Source organism: Mycobacterium sp. Aquia_213, from assembly GCF_026625985.1.
GTDB lineage: Bacteria > Actinomycetota > Actinomycetes > Mycobacteriales > Mycobacteriaceae > Mycobacterium.
The window spans coordinates 5,843,498-5,861,289 of the sequence record NZ_CP113116.1 but is presented as its reverse complement, the minus strand read 5'-3'; the positions used below and the strand labels follow the sequence as shown (position 1 = coordinate 5,861,289).

At 66.2% G+C, this 17,792-nt stretch carries 16 protein-coding genes and 1 pseudogene; 11 read left to right on the top strand and 6 right to left on the bottom strand.

Annotated features, from left to right (window positions below):
* Positions 1-3: 3 nt before the first annotated feature.
* From LMQ14_RS27435 to LMQ14_RS27425, 3 genes are all read right to left on the bottom strand, one after another.
* A complete protein-coding gene (locus LMQ14_RS27435; RefSeq protein ID WP_267732729.1) occupies positions 4-321 on the bottom strand; it encodes a hypothetical protein in 318 nt (105 codons plus the stop codon).
* Positions 322-429: 108 nt separating this feature from the next.
* Positions 430-1,788: an aromatic ring-hydroxylating oxygenase subunit alpha gene (locus LMQ14_RS27430; RefSeq protein WP_267732728.1), complete on the bottom strand. Its 1,359-nt coding sequence runs from the start codon at positions 1,786-1,788 to the stop codon at positions 430-432.
* An 11-nt stretch (positions 1,789-1,799) separates the two neighbouring features.
* Positions 1,800-3,560 carry an N-acyl-D-amino-acid deacylase family protein gene (locus LMQ14_RS27425; protein ID WP_267732727.1) on the bottom strand — a complete coding sequence of 587 codons (1,761 nt, stop codon included), beginning with the start codon at positions 3,558-3,560 and terminating at the stop codon, positions 1,800-1,802.
* 283 nt (positions 3,561-3,843) lie between these two features.
* Between LMQ14_RS27425 and LMQ14_RS27420 the strand changes: the two genes are divergently transcribed.
* The 5 genes and pseudogenes from LMQ14_RS27420 to LMQ14_RS27400 form a co-directional block, all read left to right on the top strand.
* The gene (locus LMQ14_RS27420) at positions 3,844-4,977 is read left to right on the top strand and encodes a catalase family peroxidase (RefSeq protein ID WP_324291091.1); all 1,134 of its coding nucleotides are present in this window, start codon (positions 3,844-3,846) and stop codon (positions 4,975-4,977) included.
* Positions 4,974-5,573: a cytochrome b gene (locus LMQ14_RS27415; RefSeq protein WP_267732726.1), complete on the top strand. Its 600-nt coding sequence runs from the start codon at positions 4,974-4,976 to the stop codon at positions 5,571-5,573. Before LMQ14_RS27420 ends, LMQ14_RS27415 begins: the two co-directional genes overlap by 4 nt.
* Before the next feature lie 74 nt (positions 5,574-5,647).
* Entirely contained in the window at positions 5,648-6,484 is an 837-nt protein-coding gene (locus LMQ14_RS27410) for a helix-turn-helix domain-containing protein (protein ID WP_267732725.1), read from the top strand.
* 112 nt (positions 6,485-6,596) lie between these two features.
* Positions 6,597-7,220: an isochorismatase family cysteine hydrolase gene (locus LMQ14_RS27405; protein ID WP_267732724.1), complete on the top strand. Its 624-nt coding sequence runs from the start codon at positions 6,597-6,599 to the stop codon at positions 7,218-7,220.
* A gap of 73 nt (positions 7,221-7,293) precedes the next feature.
* Positions 7,294-7,422 (top strand): annotated as a pseudogene (locus LMQ14_RS27400) (glutamine ABC transporter permease); the annotation flags it as partial.
* A 49-nt stretch (positions 7,423-7,471) separates the two neighbouring features.
* Here LMQ14_RS27400 and LMQ14_RS27395 read toward each other — a convergent pair.
* Entirely contained in the window at positions 7,472-8,200 is a 729-nt protein-coding gene (locus LMQ14_RS27395) for a GntR family transcriptional regulator (protein ID WP_267732723.1), read from the bottom strand.
* A 200-nt stretch (positions 8,201-8,400) separates the two neighbouring features.
* Between LMQ14_RS27395 and LMQ14_RS27390 the strand changes: the two genes are divergently transcribed.
* The 4 genes from LMQ14_RS27390 to LMQ14_RS27375 are packed head-to-tail and all read left to right on the top strand — an operon-like array spanning position 8,401 to position 12,765.
* A complete protein-coding gene (locus LMQ14_RS27390; RefSeq protein ID WP_267732722.1) occupies positions 8,401-9,093 on the top strand; it encodes an HAD family hydrolase in 693 nt (230 codons plus the stop codon).
* Positions 9,090-10,517, top strand: a complete 1,428-nt coding sequence (locus LMQ14_RS27385; protein ID WP_267732721.1) for an MFS transporter — start codon at positions 9,090-9,092, stop codon at positions 10,515-10,517. Before LMQ14_RS27390 ends, LMQ14_RS27385 begins: the two co-directional genes overlap by 4 nt.
* The gene (locus tag LMQ14_RS27380; RefSeq protein ID WP_267732720.1) at positions 10,514-11,596 is read left to right on the top strand and encodes a zinc-binding dehydrogenase; all 1,083 of its coding nucleotides are present in this window, start codon (positions 10,514-10,516) and stop codon (positions 11,594-11,596) included. Before LMQ14_RS27385 ends, LMQ14_RS27380 begins: the two co-directional genes overlap by 4 nt.
* Positions 11,590-12,765, top strand: coding sequence for an alpha-D-ribose 1-methylphosphonate 5-triphosphate diphosphatase (locus LMQ14_RS27375; RefSeq protein WP_267732719.1), 1,176 nt, complete (start codon positions 11,590-11,592; stop codon positions 12,763-12,765). The genes LMQ14_RS27380 and LMQ14_RS27375 overlap by 7 nt, the downstream gene beginning before the upstream one ends.
* Positions 12,766-12,780: 15 nt before the next feature.
* Here LMQ14_RS27375 and LMQ14_RS27370 read toward each other — a convergent pair whose 3' ends face one another.
* Both LMQ14_RS27370 and LMQ14_RS27365 read right to left on the bottom strand, forming a co-directional pair.
* Positions 12,781-13,161: a hypothetical protein gene (locus tag LMQ14_RS27370; protein ID WP_267732718.1), complete on the bottom strand. Its 381-nt coding sequence runs from the start codon at positions 13,159-13,161 to the stop codon at positions 12,781-12,783.
* Positions 13,162-13,561: 400 nt separating this feature from the next.
* A complete protein-coding gene (locus tag LMQ14_RS27365; RefSeq protein ID WP_267732717.1) occupies positions 13,562-14,161 on the bottom strand; it encodes a TetR/AcrR family transcriptional regulator in 600 nt (199 codons plus the stop codon).
* Positions 14,162-14,344: 183 nt separating this feature from the next.
* On the opposite strand from LMQ14_RS27365, the gene LMQ14_RS27360 reads away from it, so the two are divergent.
* Positions 14,345-16,570: an acyl-CoA dehydrogenase gene (locus LMQ14_RS27360; RefSeq protein WP_267732716.1), complete on the top strand. Its 2,226-nt coding sequence runs from the start codon at positions 14,345-14,347 to the stop codon at positions 16,568-16,570.
* 9 nt (positions 16,571-16,579) lie between these two features.
* Positions 16,580-17,788, top strand: coding sequence for a thiolase family protein (locus LMQ14_RS27355; protein WP_267732715.1), 1,209 nt, complete (start codon positions 16,580-16,582; stop codon positions 17,786-17,788).
* Positions 17,789-17,792: the final 4 nt, after the last annotated feature.

Genomic DNA, 17,792 nt, shown 5'->3' with positions numbered 1-17,792 from the left:
GCGCTACAGCGGGGCCTGATCCGTCAGGTTGAGCATCAGGTAGGCGAGGCAGAACAAGAAGTTCAGCACGAGCAGAATCATCCCGGCGAACATCAGCGAGCGGGTGCCCTGGCGCTGGAGTTGCTTGCGCTTCGCGTTGCGCTCGTCGCGCTTGATCTGGGTCGCGATGAGCGCGAAATTGACGTCGGTCACTTCTTCGTCGGTAACCGGCATGCCGGCGAGCATCTGCTGCAGACGAACCGGCCCGGTGTCGACGCCCACGTCCGCGAAGGACCGGCACATCCGCCGCGCGCGCCGCTGGCCGACGATCTGATATCGCATATGCAACCGGTATGGCAGCTGTCCTCGTTCGTCACCACACGGATTCGACGCGGTCGTCACAAGCGGGAAGTCTAAACCCGTTCGCGCATTTTGGGGCGCCGACGCCAATTAAATTGTCCGCGCGAATTCGCCGGGTTCCGGTATGCCCCCGGTCATCCGATCGGATGGCGGTAGGTCGAGGTAGCGCTCGAGATTGCGGTGCATGTTGATCACCCGACGTTCCTCGCCGGAGAGCACCATGTGGGTGAAGCCGGGTTGGTGCATGCCGCGCTGCAAGCCTGGGAGCACCCGGATGTCCTGCGTCAGCACCAGGCCGGGTTCGGCTTCCCCGGCGCTGACGCGAACGTCCGTCGGCTTGTTGCGCGCCGCGCCCGGTGACATCCGAGTCATCAAGAACATGACCAACTCACCCTTATCGGGATCCGCGCCGGGGCGCGAGGACATGATCGTCAGGTGGTCGGCGTTGGCCAACAGCGTCATGTTCGGGAACACGTTGTACTGGTGCAGCCGGGTGATCCGGTCGGTGTCGGCCCAGTCCAGGTTCACTCCCCGACTCGCCGCAAACTCCCGGGTGCGATCCGCGATCAGCTCCTGGACCGTCCGCCCGGGCTGTCCTCCGTCGGCGGGGAGGGGGGTACCTTCGGCCACGCCCATCAGCGCACCCTGGGTGTATACGTAAGCGTCCCAAACCTCTTCGTCGCTCAGCGTGCCGTCGAAGCGTGGACTCGGCACACCATAGGGCTGGTCGGACTTACCCGTATGGCCCCAGATCTGTTGCGGCGCATGGATGTCGTCGACGCAGCGCAGCAACTCCGGATGCAGGGTCTGGATGTGGTAGGTCTCGCTGTAGCCGTCGGCGATCGTCTTCCAGTTTGCCTCGACGTCGACCGTCAGCGTCGCGTAACAGCGGAAGTCTTCCAAATGACACCAGGCGATGTCATCGGGGATCGCCTCCAGATACTCGATCAGGGGCATCGCGTCGACGTCGAGATTGACGAAGACGAGCCCGTCCCAGCTTTCCACCCTGGCGCCGACCAAGGGGAAGTCGGACATGTGCAGGGCGCCAAAGCCCTTGCGGTTGGGCACCCGCTTGAGCATGCCGGCCAGGTCCCAGGTCCAACCGTGATAGCCGCATTTCAGCTCGCGCAGTCCCGAACCCGAGCCGGTGCACAGCGAGTTGCCGCGATGGCGACAGGCATTCTGGAACGCCCGCAGCACACCGTCGTCACCGCGGACGATCAGCACCCCGTATGGGCCGCAGCGGTATTCGAAGTAGTCGCCGGGTTCGGCGACGTGGTCGACCATGCAGGCGACCTGCCACACCTTCGGCCACATTCGTTCGATCTCGAGTTGTGCGAATGCGGGCGAGTAGTAGCGCTCGGCCGGCACCAGCGTCGGGCTTTCGGGCGGGGTGCCGATCGCATCCTCGTCCCGGGTGCGTGCCGGATTGCCGGCAGTCGCGGTCACCGACCGAGTCCTTAGCGCGCTCCGCGTACCAGGCGGCCGGGCCGGGCCCCGGTGTCGACGTCCTTGCGACGGGTCACCGTGCCGCTGACGATCGTCGCCGCGTACCCGCTGGCTCCCTGCAGAATCCGGTTGCCGCCGGCCGGCAGGTCCCAGGCCATTGCGGCCGGGTGCAGCGTCAGCGCATTCAAGTCGATGACGTTGATGTCGGCCTTCTTGCCGCTCTCAATGGTGCCGCGGTCGGTGAGGCCGAACAGGTGCGCGGTGTCGTGGGATTGCTTGCGAATCACGTGTTCCAGCGACAGCTTCTCGCCCCGGTGCCGGTCGCGCGCCCAGTGCGTGAGCAGGAAGGTGGGATAGGACGCGTCACAGATCATCCCGCAGTGCGCGCCGCCGTCGGAAAGCCCCAGCACACCCGCGGGGTGCAACATCATCTCGCGGATCGCATCGTGGTTGCCGTCGGCGTAGTTGAACAGCGGCAGCATCAGCATGGCGGTCGCGTTCTGTTCGAGCATCAGGTCGTACAGAGTCGACAGCCGGTCCTCGCCGCGGGCCTCGGCGATGGCCGCGACGGTGCGGTCGGGCGTGGGCTCGTAGTCCGGCGGGTCGCCGAGCGCGTACAGCCGTTTCAGCGAGTGCTGCACCATCGCGAACATTCCGTCGAACAACATTGTCGGGTCCGCGGGCAGGTCGTCCTCGGACAGGATCGCGGCCTTCACCGCGGGATCGGCCAGCCGCTGGGTGAGTTCCTCGCGGCTGCATTCGGCCTTCAGCCGGCGATAGGTGGGCCGGTGGGTGAAAGCGTGGTGGCCCTGGAATCCGAACATCATGCCGAACGGGCGCGCCGCGATCTGGGGGTACAGCCGGGCGCCCGCCGCGTGCGCGTCCGCGGAGAGGTCCATCATCTCGCGCCACAGTTTCGGATCGGCGTCCACCTGGATCAGGGCGAACGACACCGGCCGGTCAATCTCGCCGCTCAACCGCCGCATCCAGTCCAGTTCCTTTTTCGGGGCGACGATGTCCTCGCCCGCGGATCCCTGCGGGGCCAGCTCGAACACCGCCTGGCCGCCGGCCGCCATGGCGCGGCCGAGACCGAACAGCTCGTCCTCGGCGGCAAACGTGCCGGGCACCGGCTCGCCGTCCATCGCGCGGTGTCCCATCGTGCGCGACGTCGAAAAGCCGAGCGCCCCGGCTTCGATCGCTTCGGTGACCAGTCGGCCCATCGCGGTGATGTCCTCGGGTGTCGCCGGTTCGTTGCGCGCACCCCGCTCGCCCATCGCGTAGGCACGGATGGCCCCGTGCGCCACCTGGCTGCCCACGTCGACCGCGTAGTTCTGCTTGCCGATCGCATCGAGGTACTCCGGGTAGGTCTCCCAATCCCAGGTGATGCCCTCGGTCAGCGCGGTGCCGGGGATGTCCTCGACACCTTCCATCAACTCGATCAGCCACTGCTCACTGCCCGGCCGTACCGGCGCGAACCCGACGCCGCAGTTGCCGGTCACCAGGGTGGTGACGCCGTGCCCGCTGGACGGCTCCAGCAGGCTGTCCCAGCTGACCTGCCCGTCGTAGTGGGTGTGGATATCGACAAAGCCGGGGGCCACCACATGCCCTGTCGCGTCGATGGTTTCGGCCGCTTCACCCCCCATCGCGGGATCGTTGGGACCGCGGCGCACCACGTCGACGATCTTGCCGTCTTTGATGGCGACGTCGGCCTGGTAACGCTCGGCACCCGTTCCGTCGACAACAGTTCCACCGGTGATCTTGAGGTCGAACACGAGTCCCTCCGAGTCTGTTCGGGGTCGCCATGGGGCTGGCTGGCCGGAGATGGTGGACACGAGACCGGGGAACGCCCGGCCTCGGCCGCCCATTACGCTACGCCCCGGAGCGTAAATAGTGAAGGTCTTGACGAGAGTTGAACGAAACCTTCCGTCGTGTCGTGGTCCGGATTGTGCGCATCGGTAGCGCCTAGGTGTTGCGCGCCACGACAGCCCCTCGATTGAATTGCCTTCAGCGACTGAGTTCCACGCTGCGCGGCAGTACCGGAAAGGACGGTGGGCCATGGAGCCCGCTGATCGCGATCAGGAGCCGGAGGATCGGCCCGCTGAAACACAGCCCAACCAACCTCGCTTCGGCGCACTCACCCGGCGCGGTGCACTGCTCGGGATGGGTGCGGTGGCCGGTGTCGCCGCCGTGGACGTGGGCGGGTTCGCCTACGCGGGCGGCTGGCTGCGGCCTGACGAGCTGACCCCGCCGCGCTTCGCCGATCGGTTCGAACACGTCTTCGGCCGTCATGACGGGTTCCGCCGAAATCACGCCAAAGGGCTGAGCGCGACAGGGTCGTTTGCGAGCACGGGGGCCGGCGCGGCGATCTGCCGGGCAGCGGTCTTCCAAACCGGAAACGTCCCGCTGGTCGGGCGGTTTTCGCTGGGCGGTGGTCTGCCGGACCAGAGCGACAAGCCCGACACAGTCCGCGGTCTGGGGCTGCTGTTCCAGGTACCCAACGGGCAGCAGTGGCGCACAGCGATGGTCAACTTCCCCGTCTTCACCGACCGGACTCCGCAGGGCTTTTACGAGCGGTTGCTCGCGTCCAAACCCGTTCCCGCCACGGGCAAACCCGATCCCCAGCAGATGGCCGCATTCCTCGACCGGCATCCGGAGACGGTTGCGGCGCTGAAAATCATCAAGCAGACACCGCCGAGCGCGGGGTTCGCGGACAGCACATTTCACGGCCTGAATGCCTTTTACTTCACCAACAGCGCCGGCGCGACTGTCCCGGTGCGCTGGTCGGCGGTTGCCCAGCAGGCGGGCGGGCAGGCGGTCCCATCGGCTCCGCATGGCAAGGACTACTTATTCGACGACCTCATTCTCGCGGTGGGGCAGCGGCCGTTGACGTGGAAGCTGGTTCTCACGATCGGCGAACCGGGCGACCCGACCGACGACGCCACCAAGCCCTGGCCGCAATCACGGCGGTCGATCGACGCCGGCACCATCACTATCGACGCGGTGCAGACCGAGGAAGCCGGCAACGCGCGCGACGTCAACTTCGACCCGACGGTGCTCCCCGACGGCATTACCGTGTCCGATGATCCGTTGCTTGCCGCGCGGTCGGCGGTCTACGCGCGCTCGTTCACCCGCCGTGCCGAGGAACCCAAGTCGCCCAGCGAGGTCAACGTCCGCCAGGGGCGCTCATGACCGGCGAAGAAGTCGAAAAATCGGGTACTGCACCACGTTTCACGATCCTGTCCCGGATTTTGCACTGGACGATGGCGCCAATGGTTATCGCGCAGTTGCTCATTGGCGTGACCATGATCGCTTCGCTGAGCTATTACCCGTTGCTGTTGGCCATCCACCGGCCCTTGGGTGTGGCGATCCTGATCTTCGCGGTGGTGCGGCTGGCGAATCGGCTCACGCACCGCCCGCCGGCGTTTTTGGCCTCGATGAGCCGCATCGAGCGACGCATCGCGACGTGGTCGGAATACGCGCTCTACGGTTTGCTTCTGGTCCAGCCCGTAATCGGGTGGGCCACGCTGTCGGCTGCCAGACTCCCCGTCACCCTGGTGGGGCCGATCCGCCTGCCCGGCATCGCACCGCAGAACCTCGATCTGTACGCGGTGCTGCGCGAGTGCCATGGGATTTTCGCCTTCCTGCTGTTCGCCGCGTTTACCGCCCACATGTGCGCGGTTCTGTTTCACACCCTCGTGTTGCGCGACCGCCTGCTCGATCGAATGGCACTGTGGCCCAGCAAGTTCGGTGCCGCTCGTGAAGGCGATAGACAGGTAGATTCCTGAGGCGTGCTCGGCAGCACCCTTCCTGGTAGCAACGGGACCACCCTGTGCGGGCGCGCCGGCACTATCGTCGAAACATGCCCGATCCGCAGTCGTTGGCGACGTTTCTCAGAACGCGCCGCGATTTGCTGAAGCCCGCCGATGTCGGACTGGCCGAGGGTGAGCGCCGGCGGGTGGCGGGCTTGCGCCGCGAGGAAGTCGCGATGCTGGCCGGCATCAGCTCCGAGTACTACCTCAGACTCGAGCAAGGCCGCGAACGTCAGCCTTCCGATCAGGTGCTCGAGGGGTTGGCCAGCGCGCTACAACTCAACGACGACGCAACCCAATACATGCGCAATCTGGCTCACCCGGCGCCCCGTAGGCGACGGCGCGGTGCGGCGCCGGCCGAAAAAATTGATCCCGGGCTGCAGACCTTGATCGACAATTGGCACCAAACTCCCGCATACATACAGAACCGGCAGATGACCATCCTCGCTGCCAACGCGATGGCACGCGCGCTGACGCCGTTCTTTGCCCCGGGTGTCAACCACATGCGGTCGGTGTTCCTGGAACCCGACTTGAGCAACTGGGTGCGTAACTGGGAAGAGGTCTCCGCCATTCTGGTGTCTTCGCTGCGCTTCAATGTCGCCGAAGATGACTCCAATGAACCAGAACTGCAGTCGCTGATCGGCGAGCTCAGCATTGCCAGCCAACGGTTCCGGACTCTGTGGGCTCGCCAGGACGTCAGGCAGAAGACCACCGGGCCCGCCGTATTCGACCACCCCCAGGTCGGCTTGCTGGAGTTGCGTTACCGCACCTTCGTGCTTCCAGACAGCCGGCAGGTGCTCGTCACCTATTACGCGGCGCCCGGTTCGACCGCGGAGGAGAGGCTGCGATTGCTTTCCACGCTGACCGGCCCACGTCCTTCACCTTAACCACCGCGCGCGTAACTGACCGCGCGTTCGATTCTTAAGACACGGCGGGCTTTTCGCAACGGGACCGTCTTGCGGTAGCCCGCGGCAGTCGCCGGCATGCGACCATGTCAGCGTGACGCAGGAAAAGGATCTCACCGGTCTCCTCGTAATCGATCCGTACAACGACTTCATCTCCGAAGGCGGCAAAGTGTGGGACCGCCTGAAGGATGTCGCCGAAGCCAACGGATGCGTCCCGCATATGCGTCAAACCCTCGGTGCCGCCCGGGCCGCCCAGATCCGGGTCTTCTATGCCCTGCACCGCCGCTACCGTCCGGGCGACTACGAGACTTGGAAGTACGTGGCGCCGATCCAGCAGGCCGCGTGGTCGCGCAAGACCTTCGAGTTCGGAACCTGGGGTGGCGAACTCCACCCCGACTTCGAGCCCCAACCGGGTGACATTGTCGCCCAAGAACATTGGTGCTCCAGTGGATTCGCCAACACCGATTTGGACCTGCTGCTCAAGAAGCACGGCATTCATCGGCTGATCGTGGTGGGCCTGATCGCCCACACCTGTGTCGAGGCGACCGTGCGATTCGCCGCCGAACTCGGCTACGACGTCACGATGGTCAAGGACGCAACGGCGAGCTACTCGGACGTCGAAATGCACGCCGCTCTCGAGGTCAATATCCCGAACTACGCTCGCGCGATTGTCACCACCGACGAAGCCGTCACGCAGATTTCGGCGCTGGGCCGCTAAACGGTCGCGATGCCCGCGGCACGGTCGCGGCAGGGCCCGGTCAACCGGCCGGGGGCGGCGGTAGCGTCTGAAGATGCTGTTCGCGGCCTTGCGCGACATGCAATGGCGAAGCAGACGCCTCATCATCGCGGTGGTAAGCACCGGACTGGTGTTCGCGATGACGCTCGTCTTGACGGGGCTCGCGAACGGCTTTCATGTCGAGCGGCTCGGTGCGAGCGGTATCCGCGAGCTCATCGGGCAACACGAGTTGGCTAGCGACTGACCCGGCTGCTGACCGCGCTGTCGAAGGTGACGCGAACGGTGTCGGCACGCAACCACCGCTGTGTGATGGACACCGGCCGCAACGTGCCCTCATCGACGTTGAGGCTTTCGATGTACCACCCCAGGCTGGACTGCGGCGCGTCGAGTTGATCGGCGACTTCACCTTCGAATATCTCGGTGCTGGCGTGCACCCACGACCGCCGCGGCGAAAGGCCCGCGTTGGTGAGAACCTCGTGCAGCGAGTCGTTGGCCCGCATTGCCAGCGCGAGGTCGGGAACCAATGCGACCGGCACCCATTCGATCCCCCACGCCGCAGGAAGGTCGTTGACGAAGGACAGCCGCACCAGGCGGTGACACGGATCCGACGGCGGCTGCTGCAGTTTGGCTGCGATCTCTGCGGGGGGCAGCCGCTGGGTGCAGGAGCGCACCACGCTTCGGGGACACGCACCGGCCGCGCGCACGGTGGCGCTCCACGAGGGCGCGCGTTCCGCATCGATCGGGTAGTCGATGCGGTGGCTAGCGAAGCTCCCGGCGCCGCGCACCCGGCGGATCACGTTGCGGGCGGTGAGATACTGCAGCGCCGCGCGCGCCGTCGAGCGGGCGACGGTGAACCGCTGGGCGACCTCGTTCTCGCTCGGGACCCGTTGCCCGTCGTTGAAGTCGCGAATCTCTTCTTCCAGGATTCGGGCGATCGAGCGGTACTTCGGGCCGGGGACCACAGCGCACCCTAACGCCGCTCGGATTCCCCCGCTTTGCCAGAGACCGATGATCTTCGACTTGTTCGGACAACTGCGATGAGATCGGCTGGCAACGTTCACCTTTCGTACACCTTCGCGCCGCCGTCGCGCCAGGGCTCAGCCAGACCGTTTCAGCAAAGCTCGGTGCGGGACTCCGCGGCCGGCACTCAGAGGAGACGGACATGATCAGATTGGCCTGCCTGGACATGGCGGGCACCACAGTGCTCGACGACGGCGCCGTCGCGGACGCATTCGACGCGTCTTTGTCGGCGTCGGGATTGTCGGCCGGTAGCCCGGACTATGACGCGGCCATCCGCTTTGTCCACGACACAATGGGACAGTCGAAGATCGAGGTGTTTCGGTCGATCTTCGACGGCGATCTGCAGCGGGCGGAAACTGCCAACGCCGCGTTCGAAGCGGCCTACCTCGAAGCCATCCAGAGCAACCGGGTGGCGCCTATTCCACAGGCCGCCGAGACCATCGAAAAGCTCCGCGGATCGGGCTGCGCTGTCGTGCTCACAACGGGCTTTGCTCCGAGCACACGCGAGGCCATCATCGCGGCCCTGGGGTGGGGCGACTTGATCACACACGCGTTGTCACCCGCGGATGCCGGCCGCGGACGTCCCTACCCGGACATGGTCCTGACCGCTTTGCTGCGCACCGGCACGGAGGCGGTGGACCAGATCGCCGTCGCCGGCGACACCACCAGTGACCTGTGGGCAGGTTCCCGGGCCGGCGCGGCGATCGTTGCGGGCGTGCGGACCGGGGCGCACGGTGATGCCGACTTCGCGGCCGTGCCGCACACCCACGTGCTGGACTCGGTCGCCGACCTGGTCGGCTGTATCGACACCCATAACCAGGCGGTGTCGCGATGACCGCGCCGAATACCGCCGGGGTGCGCGCGCGACTCGACGACGCGCCGGTGAGCCGGTTTCACCTGAAAGCCGCCGTCACCGCCGGCATGGGATTCTTCACCGACTCCTACGACCTCAACGTCATCGGCACGGTGACCCTATTGGTCAAACCCGAGTTCCATCTATCGACCGGTCAGGTCGGCGCGCTGACCAGCTCGACCCTGCTGGCGGTCGCGGTGGGCGCATTCTTGTTCGGGCGCCTGGGGGATCTGTTGGGTCGACGGCGGGTGTACGGGCTGGAGGCGGTGTTGATGATCATCGGGGCGCTCGCCTCCGCCTTCGCCCCGAACTTCATCAGCCTGCTCATCGCCCGCGTCGTCCTCGGCATCGGCATCGGCGGCGATTATCCGGCCTCCGGGGTGATCATGACCGAGTACGCCAACCGGCAAAATCGCGGCCGCCTGGTCGGATTGACCTTCCTGTTCTACGTCTTCGGCCAGGTCGCGGCCTACGTCGTCGCGCTGGTCGTCGTCGGCCTGGGCACGTCGCCGGGGCTGTCCTGGCGGCTGATTCTCGGCCTGGGGGCGATCCCGTCATTGCTGGTGCTATGGAATCGCCGGCACATGCCGGAATCCCCGCGGTGGACCCTCGTCGTCGCCGGCGATGCCGAGCGGGCGGCGCGGGACCTCAGCGTTTTCTCCGGCCGCGTGGTGCAGGTGACCACTGCCGACCGCTCGCCCGCAGCGGTGACCTTGCGGAAAGCACTGCGCTCCCGATCATTTCGGCTCACCCTGCTCGGTACCGCGGGCAGCTGGTTTTTCTTCAACGTTGCCGTGTACGGGAATTCGGTGAGCCAGCCACTGCTCATCAATAGCATTTCGCCGCATACCAGCATCGTGACGAATATGGCGATCAACGCCGCGCTGGTGGTGTGTTTCAGCCTGGTCGCCGCGCTCGTCGGCCTGGCCCTGCTGGACCGGATCGGCCGTAAACCGTTGCAGATAATCGGATTCAGCCTCTCGGCGCTATCGATGGCGTTGATCGCCGCGATACCGGGGCTGACGTCGACGGTGACGCCGTTTGCGGTGGTCTTCGGGTTGTCGCTGTTCGGCATCGCCGTAGGACCCAACTACACGACGATGCTGTTGGCCGCGGAATCGTATCCAACCGCGATCCGCAGTACCGCACACGGGATTTCGGCCGGGACCGCCAAGGTGGGCGCCTTCCTGGGCGCCCTGATCACCCCGGTCGCGCTCGCTCACCTCGGCCTGCGGCCAACGGTGTTGATCGCCGGTGTGTGCTTTGCGCTCGGTATCGTCGCGACGATGCTGCTCGCCGAACCCAAGGGTGCCGCGCTGGACACCGTAGACATCGAGGTCGGGTCGCGGAAACGTCGGGCAGGCAAGCTCATTGCGTCAACGGGCTCGCAGCCGGTGTCGGCATGACGGCAGTCGACGGCGCGGTCGCCGCGCGGTATGCGCGCTGGGACGGGGTGGGGCAGCCGATCACCGTGGTGACGACCAGTGCCGCGATCGACCCCGGTCCCGGCCGGGTGCTGGTCGAAATCGATCTGGCGACAATCTGCGGGAGCGACCTGCACACCGTGTACGGACGCAGGGACGCTCCGCACCCGGGCATCCTCGGCCACGAACAGGTTGGCCATGTGGTGGCCATCGGTTCCGGCGGGCGTCCCCGCTATCCGAACGATGCCGAGGTGGCGATCGGCGACCGGGTCGTGTGGTCCATCACCGCGTCCTGCGGGCGATGCCGCAATTGCGTGTGGGGCCTGGAACAGAAGTGCCTGCATCTCAAGAAGTACGGGCATGAGGCGCTCGATAGTGCCTGGCCGCTCAACGGTGGCTTCGCCAGTCACTGCGTCCTGTTGCCGGGCACCACGATCGTCGAGGTACCCGATAGCGTGCCGGACACCGTGGCGGCACCGGCGTCGTGCGCCACGGCGACAGTCGCGGCCGTGTTCGACGCGGCCGAACTCGATCGGCACCGGGATCCCACCCGGATCCTGATCACCGGCGCGGGCATGTTGGGAGTCACGGCGGCCGCGATGGCCGATGCGCTCGGTGCCTGGGTCGCGGTATGTGATCCCGACCCGTTGCGACAGGAAACGGCGTATAGCTTCGGCGCCGACCTTGTTGTCGGTGACCCCGAGGACGTGCCACCGGTCGACGTGGCGCTGGAACTGTCAGGCGACCCGATCGCCGTTGCAGCGTGCATCGCCAGTTTGGATGTCGGCGGCCGGGCCGTGCTGGCGGGATCGGTGGCCGCCAGTCAGCCTATATCGATCGACCCCGAGCATCTCGTCCGCAATCTGATGACAATCACTGGAGTGCACAATTACCGCCCCCTGCATCTTCGGGCCGCCATTGATTTCCTGGCCGCTCACCACGACCGCTATCCCTTCGCCGAGTTGGTGGCGGCGGCGGCTGATCTGGATCACCTCGACGACGCGTTGCGCAGCGCGGCGGCGTCGCGATCGCTACGCCAATCCGTTTGCCCCACATGTTGATTAGCCTGCAGGCCGCCCGGGTGATCACCGGGACTCCGGAACACGTGGACCACGACGAGGCCGTAGCGCCGCGGTGGGTCACGATCGAAGACGGGCGTATCAGCGCCGTCGGCACCCAGCCGCACCCGCATGCGGCGCAGTTCGACCTGCGACCGTTGCAGCTGTGGCCGGCCTTCACCGACCTGCACGCGGATTCACTGCCGCGCTTCGAATCTCCGCGGCCGGGAACCCTGATTCCGCTCGACGCTGCGTTGCACGACTTCGCCACCGACGCGGCCGCTCACGGCGTCGTATATCCCTACTTGTGCATCTCGGTAGGCGAAGGACCGGACACGGCCGACGGCTATCGGCGCGCGCATGCCGTGCTGCAGACCCTGCACCGTGTTGCGGGCGAGCTACCGGTGACGGTGCCGATCCATCTTCGCGTCGACGTCAGCGATCCAGAATCCGTCGACGGCACGGCCGAACTGCTGCGCCGGCACGGCCGCCGGATCGGTCTGCTTTCGGTGATGGACCACACTCCCGGTCAGGGGCAATACCAAACCGAACGGGCTTGGCGTCCGGCGATGGGCACCCGGCTATGCCTCGACGATGACGAACTCAATCGTTGGCTGGCCACCCTGCACCGGCATGCGACCGGAACACCGTTGCGGCGCAGACAGATTGCCCGATTCGCCGCGGCGCACAACACGGTCTTCGCCACGCACGACCCGGACAGTGAAAGCGCCGTCACCGAGGCGGCCGCGATGCGGGCCAGCATCTGCGAGTTCCCCCTCACGCTGGATGCCGCTGCCGCAGCTCGCGATAACGGACTCGCGGTCGTCATGGGCGCACCCAACGCGTGGCGAGGGTCCTCGCACTTGAGCAATCTGTCCGCGCGCGACGCGATCGAGGCCGGTGTGGTGGATGTGCTCACCTCGGACTACCACAGCGGGTCATTGGCCCGGGCCGCGGTAGCCATCAGCGAGGCGGGGGTGGCCTCGATCGACACCGCGGTGGCGATGCTCACCACGCGTCCGCGCCAGGTGATTGCGTCCTCGAGTTGCGATGCCGGCGGGCTGACGCCCGGCCAACCCGCCGACCTGGTCGCGGTACGCACGGAGCCGATGGCTTCCGTCATGGCGACGTGGTCGTCGGGCCGACAGGTCAGCGGTCCTGCTCTTTGGTGATGTGCCGCAAGCCGTCTAGTACGGCGAGGACTGCTGGGCCAGGTTCAACAGGGCGTAGGCCGCACACAGCAGGAAATTCAATGCGAGCAGCGTCATGCCGGCGATCAGTAGTGATCGCGCGCCCTCGCGTCTCATCTGCCGGTACTTCGCGGTGCGGGCTTCACGGTCGAGTTCGGCCGCGATCAACGCGAACCGGACATTGGCCTCTTCGCTGGCCGGGCAAGGGGCGCCGGCCAGCATCGCTCTGAGCCGCGCCGGCGAAGTCTCGACGCCGACGCGCGCGAAGCGGTGGCAAAGGCGCCGCGCGTGCCTGCGGCCGAGAACTTCACCGCTCATGTCCAGCTGATGCGAGAGTTTCCCTCGCTCATTGCCCCACGGACTCGGCCGGTTCGTCATAATCGTCGAGCCTAATTCGCTTGCGCCCGTTTTCGGGTGGCCGAGCGACTACCACCCTGAGTATCGCCGCGATCCCCGATGCAGTTGCTCGGCGTGGCAGTTTGCGAGTTCCACACTCGCTCAATTGACAGATCCATTGCTGGGCTCCTGGATTGTCGTCCGGTCGACGTACTGACGGAATCTTTACATCCGGCCGGATCGAGGTCCAATCCGAATTCGTGATACCCGCAATCCGTATTGATGATGCTGTAGGCCAGCCATTTTCGCAGCCATCACGGCGGCGACACGCAACATTTATGCGGGAACGTTAATTTCACGGACACGCCGTGAGATGCCTCGCCGATCTAACTATTTCTCCGGGACTCCCGGCCGCATTTCGGCGCCGATCCCAATGGCGAGTTCAGCGTTTGCGCCGCAACGACTCAACGATGATTTGCGTGGTCAATTCGGCCCGCCGCCGTGAATACTGCCGTGCGTCAGAGAGGATCGGATATACCACGCCGCCGACAATGGCATCGGCCGCCGACTCGGCGGTAGCCGGGTCGATACCGTCGGCCAACAGCCTGGTGCGGACGCTGTCGTGCAGCGGCAAACTGAATCCGGCGCGCAACTTGACGGCGGTTTCCTCGTGCTCCATGCAGGCGACGGTCAACGTCCGCAACATGGCCGCGCCGCGCTCCGTCGTCAGCGTTGAGGTCAGCTTGCGCACCCACCCCATCAAGTCGGCAGCGAGGTCGTCGGTGTGATCGACCGACGCGAGAATCTTGTCGGCGTCTTCGAGCATCACGTCGGCCACGAGTGCCGGACGGCTGGGCCACCAGCGATAGATCGTCTGCTTTCCGACGCCGGCGCGTGCGGCGACCGCCTCGATCGTCAACCCGTCGAATCCGCGCTCGAGAAGTAGTTCACGCGTGGCGGTGACGATCGCTGTCCGCGACTTCTCGCTGCGCCGCCTTGGCGAACCGGCCCGCGGGCTCGCGTGGGTGAGATCGGTTGGCATCTGGTGATCCTCGTCTGTCAGGTCCCTCGCCGTCCTCGCCGCTGGCCGCGGGGCCCGGGGTCGCTTTACAGATCTCGACCCACCCCGGTAATCTTCCACAAGACGAGACGGTTCGTCTTGTAAGACGGAAGGATATCAGCCGGTGCGGCCGAAGCCCATGTTCGCCACTGCGCGGCCGCGATCATGACCCTGGGACTGACCCCCGAGCAGCAGCATCTCAGCGAAGCCGTCGGCCAATTCGCCGGCCGACACGCCCCAATTGCCGCAACGCGAGACAATTTCGACGCGCTGGCGGCCGGTCAGCTTCCTCAATGGTGGGACGCATTGGTGGCCAACGGCTTTCACGCCGTCCATCTTCCCGAGGAGCTCGGTGGTCAGGGCGGGCGGCTGATCGATGCCGCATGCGTGCTGGAGTCGGCGGGCAAGGCGCTGCTGCCCGGCCCGCTGCTGTCCACCGTGGCAACCGGCGCCGTCGCGCTGCTCGCCGAACCCACGCCGGCCGCCGAATCGCTGATCCGCGATCTCGCTTCGGGCACGCCCGCCGCGATCGTCCTGCCCGGCGACGCAGATTTCCAGGCCCGCGCCGACGGTCAGGGCTGGCTGGTCACCGGGAGCTCCAAGGTCACCGCGGGCGCGGGTTCGGCACGGGTGATCCTGCTCGGTGCCCGCACCGGTGATGGCGAGGTCCTCTGGGTGCCGGTCGACACCGAACAACCCACTGCGACAGTCGAATCCGCGCCCGGCACCGATCTGACGGTCGACGTGGGGGTGCTGCGGCTGGACGGGTACCGATTCGCCGAGTCCGACGTTCTGACCGGGATCGACGACGATCGCGCAGCATGTCTGGTCGTGGGTCTGGTGGCGAGCACGACGGCCGGCATCACCCAGTGGTGCGTCGATGCCGTCACCGCGCACCTGCGCACCCGCGAGCAGTTCGGCAAGGTGATCGGGACCTTCCAGGCTCTGCAGCACAGTGCCGCGATGCTGTTGGTCAACAGCGAGTTGGCCACCGCGGCGGCCTGGGACGCGGTGCGCGCCGCGGATGAGTCGACCGACCAGCACCGGCTTGCGGCGGCCGGGGCGGCGACGATCGCCGTTTCGCCGGTGCCGGACCTGGTGCTCGATGCGCTGACGATGCTCGGCGCCATCGGTTTCACCTGGGAACACGATGTGCACCTGTATTGGCGGCGGGCCATCAGCCTGGCGGGATCGATCGGCCCGGCCAGTCGGTGGGCCCGGCTGCTGGGACAGCTGGGCTGCGCCCAGCAGCGCGACATGTCGGTCAATCTGGGTGACGCCGAATCGGACTTCCGGTCCTGGGTCGCCGAAACACTCGATGCCGCCCAGCAGTTGCGCAACGACAAACCCGCACCGCACGGCGACTACGAGGACCAGGCTATGGGGCCGCAGCGCACGCTGATCGCGGACGCCGGTTTGATGGCGCCACACTGGCCGGCGCCGTGGGGCGTCGATGCGGGTCCGCTCAAACAGCTCATCATCGACGAAGAGTTCGCCAAGCGGCCCGGGCTGGTCCGGCCGTCGCTGAACATCGCCGAGTGGATCCTGCCCTCGGTCCTGGCTGCCGCACCAAAAGAGTTGCAGGAAAGCCTGATTCCGGCGACACAACGCGGCGACATTCACTGGTGCCAGCTGTTCAGTGAGCCGGGAGCGGGCTCCGACCTCGCGTCGCTGGCGACCCGGGCGACCAAGGTCGACGGCGGCTGGCGGATCAATGGCCACAAGATCTGGACGTCGTTGGCGCAGTATGCCGACCTGGGCGCGCTGCTGGCGCGCACCGACCCCGAAGCGAGCAAGCACCGCGGCATCGGCTATTTCATCCTCGATATGCGATCGCCCGGGGTAGAGGTCCAGCCGATCAAGACGGCGACGGGGGAGGCACATTTCAACGAGGTCTTCCTCAACGATGTGTTCGTCCCCGACGACATGCTGCTCGGCGGTGCTACCGACGGCTGGAACCTCGCGATCGCAACGATGGCCGAAGAGCGTTCCGCGATCAGCGGATACGTCAAGTTCGACCGGGCTGTTGCGCTGCGTCAGCTGGCGGCCGAACCCGGCCCCGAACGCGACGACGCCGAGCGGGCACTGGGTGAACTCGACGCCTACACCAACGCAATCCGAGCGCTCGGCGTGCGGGAGACCATCCGGCTGCTCGATGGTCAGCCATCCGGTCCGGCGTCGAGCATCGCCAAGGTGGCGATGAATGTGTTGCTGCGGCGCACGTTCGAGGCGACGTTGCGCCTGACCGGACAGACGGTCATGGTCACCGACTCCGAACCCGCGGTGGTACAGCCCTATCTGCATCTGCCGGCCGAGCTGATCGGCGGCGGAACGAGGGAGATTCAGCTGAACATCATCGCGCAGATGATTCTCGGTCTGCCCCGAAAATAAGGACACAGCATGGGATTACGTGGAGAAGCCGCGATAGTCGGGTATGTCGAACTGGCCCCGGAACGCATGACCAAGGCCTCGCCCGCGCCGTTCGCTCTCGAGCAATGGGCGGAACTCGGCGCCGCCGCGCTGGACGATGCGGGGCTGCCCTTCGAAGTCGTTAACGGCATCGTGGCCTCACACCTGTCCGAGTCGGAGATCTTCGTGCCATCCACGATTGCCGAATACCTTGGTGTGGGCGCGAGATTCGCCGAGCATGTGGATCTCGGGGGAGCCAGCGCCGCGGCCATGGTGTGGCGGGCGGCCGCGGCTGTCGAACTCGGCATCTGCGACGCCGTGCTGTGCGCGTTGCCCGCTCGCTACATCACGCCGATGTCCAGCAAGAAGCCCAAGGCCTACGGTGACGCATTGTATTTCGGTTCGTCCAGCAACCAATACGGTTCTCCGCAAGCTGAATTCGAGATCCCCTACGGTAACCTCGGCCAGAACGGGCCGTACGGGCAAGTGGCCCAGCGGTATGCGGCGATCTACGGATACGACGAGCGCGCGATGGCCAAGCTCGTCGTCGACACGCGCGTGAACGCCAACCATACCGACGGTGCGATCTGGAAGGACAAGCCGCTCACCGTCGAGGACGTGCTGGCCAGCCCGGTGATCGCCGACCCGCTGCACATGCTGGAGATCGTGATGCCCTGCGTGGGAGGTGCGGCCGTCGTGGTTGCCAGTGCCGACGTCGCCCGGCGCTCGCGCAATCGGCCGGTGTGGATCAAGGGATTTGGCGAGCACGTGCCGTTCAAGACCCCGACCTATGCCGCGGACCTGTTGCACACGCCGATCGCGGAGGCCGCCGACACCGCGTTCGCCATGACGGATCTGACCCGTGCGCAGATGGACATGGTGTCGATCTACGACTGCTACACGATCACTGTTCTGCTGTCGCTGGAGGACGCGGGCTTCTGCGAGAAGGGCACGGGGATGGAGTTCGTCGCCAACCACGACCTGACCTTCCGGGGCGACTTTCCGCTCAACACCGCCGGCGGTCAGCTCGGTTTCGGCCAGGCGGGATTGGCCGGCGGCATGCACCATGTCTGCGACGCCACCCGCCAGATCATGGGCCGCTCGGGCGCGGCGCAGATCGCCGACTGCAACCGTGCCTTCGTGTCCGGCAATGGCGGAATCCTTTCCGAGCAGACGACACTCATCCTGCAGGGAGACTGAGGAC